Annotated in this window: 3 protein-coding genes; 1 reads left to right on the plus strand and 2 read right to left on the minus strand. The window is 54.6% G+C overall.

All coding sequences use genetic code 11. The annotated features are described in order from the left end of the window. The coding region (locus L692_RS0106140) for an S-layer homology domain-containing protein (RefSeq protein WP_025698150.1) at nucleotides 1-835 on the plus strand (835 nt) is incomplete at its 5' end. Between the two features lie 173 nt (nucleotides 836-1,008). Here L692_RS0106140 and L692_RS31050 read toward each other — a convergent pair. Both L692_RS31050 and L692_RS27910 read right to left on the minus strand, forming a co-directional pair. After that, complete coding sequence (locus L692_RS31050; RefSeq protein WP_084463098.1) at nucleotides 1,009-1,311, minus strand: type II toxin-antitoxin system RelE/ParE family toxin; 303 nt, start codon at nucleotides 1,309-1,311, stop codon at nucleotides 1,009-1,011. A gap of 123 nt (nucleotides 1,312-1,434) precedes the next feature. Then, nucleotides 1,435-1,980, minus strand: a complete 546-nt coding sequence (locus L692_RS27910; protein WP_232238736.1) for a hypothetical protein — start codon at nucleotides 1,978-1,980, stop codon at nucleotides 1,435-1,437. Nucleotides 1,981-2,412 lie beyond the last annotated feature (432 nt).

The following is a 2,412-nucleotide window of genomic DNA, read 5'->3' on the forward strand; positions in this document are numbered from 1 at the left end:
CTCGCTCAAGCTGGCCGCGCCGGTCATTCAGTTCTCCGTCACGGCCAAAGCCGGAAGCCTTAGCACACCGATCAACAGCTTCGGCAGCAAATATGTGGAAAGAACGATTTCAGCAGACCGCTGGCTGGATGGCAAGACAGCGACAGGCGTCGTGTACGACCCGGATACGGGCGCTCTGTCCTTCGTCCCTTCCGTCTTTGCGGTAAATCCGGACGGCACGTCGAAGGTCACCATTAAACGGAACAGCAACAGCTATTATACGGTCGTTGAATCTTCCGGAACCTTCGGGGACATCACCGGCCACTGGGCGAAATCCTCCATTGAATTGCTGGCCTCGAAGCTGATTGTCAACGGAAATGAGGATCATGCGTTCTCGCCGTCTGAGCCGGTAACCCGGGCCGAATTCGCGGCGCTGGTCGTCCGGGCGCTGGGACTTGAACCGGCAGGCGGCACAGCAGACTTTGCGGATGTCAGCCCGTCCAAGTGGTATGCGGGAGCGATTCGGACGGCTTCGGCGGCGGGACTGGTCTCCGGCTATACGGACGGCAGCTTCCGTCCGGACAGCCCGATCAGCCGCCAGGAAATTTCGTATATCCTGTCCATGGCGGCGAGATCCGCCGGAATATGGCTGTCCGATGACAGGGAAGCGCTGGCGAGATTCCAGGACCAGTCAGCCATCGCGGCATGGGCAAGAAGGTCGGCCGCCGAGCTGGCCGGGGCCGGCATCATTCAGGGTACGCCGGACGGCCTCTTCGCTCCGCGCCAGACGGCAACCCGCGCGGAAGCGGCAGTCCTGCTGGAGAAGACATTGAAGGCGCTGAAGTTCATTGACTAAAGCCCGCCGCCTCCTGCGGGCTAACGGCAGAGGCCCAATAAGGCGGCGTAGCAGGGATTATTTTCCCAAAAATCTTTCAGAGGATAGCGGATAAACCAAAGAACCTTCAGGTCCACTTCTAAATCGTGGTTCTGAAGGTTCTTTGGCATGCGGATGAGAGCCGCTTCGTGCGCCTAGCGCCGCTTCTCCATCCAATGGACGGCATAATCGACGATGGGAAGTTGGAGGCCAAGCTCTCTCCGAATAAATACGAAAAACGCCTGAGGACTATCCTCGGGCAGAATAACTACGATGAGTTCGCCTTCTTCATTCTCCTCCAACCGATAGGCAATTTCGTAGTTAGTGCCCTGATACGACACGCCTGACCCATAAACACCGGCCAGGTCTCCTGTTTTTTGTTCTCCAATTGATGGATCAAGCCGGATAGCTGTGATCGCATCTTCGCTGGACTCAGGTATGTGACAGGAAGCAGCTATTCCTCCATGACATCGCCAAAAAGTTCTTTCGTTCCGTCGTTGCCAGCTCCTTTAAAATTATGGGCGGCTTCTCCGGATTCGGCAATCAGATTGTGAATCGCTGTATGAAATTCGCCCTGTTTTTTACACAATTTTTTGGAGAGTGAAAGGCCCTTGAGTCAGCTGAAAGAACCGCTGTACCGAAGGCAGCAGGGTCACAATCTGAATGAGCAGTCCAAGACTCATGTAAAAGACATGCACCAGACTTACCGCGTTCATGATATAAGTTTCCACCATAATCCAGATAATCTGGCCGAATCCCACATATAATGATAGCGTCCAGGCGGAGTGCAGTTCCTTGAAAGGATTAAGTGCGTCAGCCCACGCCCAGCGCGGTCTTTTGACCATACCGTACAGCACCCAGAGCGGAAACAGCCCGAATACCCCGAGCAGCAAAATACCGGGAAACAAAAAGCTGGAAAAAGGCGAGCGCCGCAGCACGGAATCCGCCGGCATCCCCATCAGGCTTCCGCTCGGATCGATAATGAGGGCAAGCCCGCCGAAAATCGCCCCTACACCCAAAAAAATCTGCAAAACATAAAGAAACAACACGGCGGACGGCCGTTTGCCCGGCTTTGCCGGTCCCGCTTCCACGCTGGGCTTAATCGTCTGCTCAACCCTGTGATTCATCCATACTTCCCCGCTTCCCTTATTGGATTTGGCGGCTCGGAAACGAGCGGTCATCGGCTGCTTCCGATTATACCAAGAACCTCCCCGCCCGGTATGAGACACGGATTACACCTAGTCAAAAAGCACCGGGAACAGCAGACAGTGTGATTATCCGCACTTTGCGTTATACTGGTACCAGAGGAGTCAATGATTTCCTGAAATCCCCAATTCATAACTGTGGCTCCGTGGCGGAATATAAATTTATATATTTCAAAAAAAAAACGAGGTGACAGAGAGCGGCGGCTTTCGGCCGGCGCTTTTCCAGCATGTCCATACTTTTAATTGATTCAGAGACAACTAAACAATGCGCTTATTGTCTTCAGCATAAACCGCTCTCGGAGTTCCGCAGACGCACCGGCAAGCGCTCCAAGTCGGAGGCGCGCCGGGGCGCCT

The organism is Paenibacillus forsythiae T98, assembly GCF_000520735.1.
Classification (GTDB): Bacteria; Bacillota; Bacilli; order Paenibacillales; family Paenibacillaceae; genus Paenibacillus_AQ; species Paenibacillus_AQ forsythiae.

What these genes read in the sequence shown, in the direction of transcription:
- L692_RS27910 (WP_232238736.1), bottom strand. Translation starts at nt 1,980, where the DNA reads ATGAATCACAGGGTTGAGCAGACGATTAAGCCCAGCGTGGAAGCGGGA.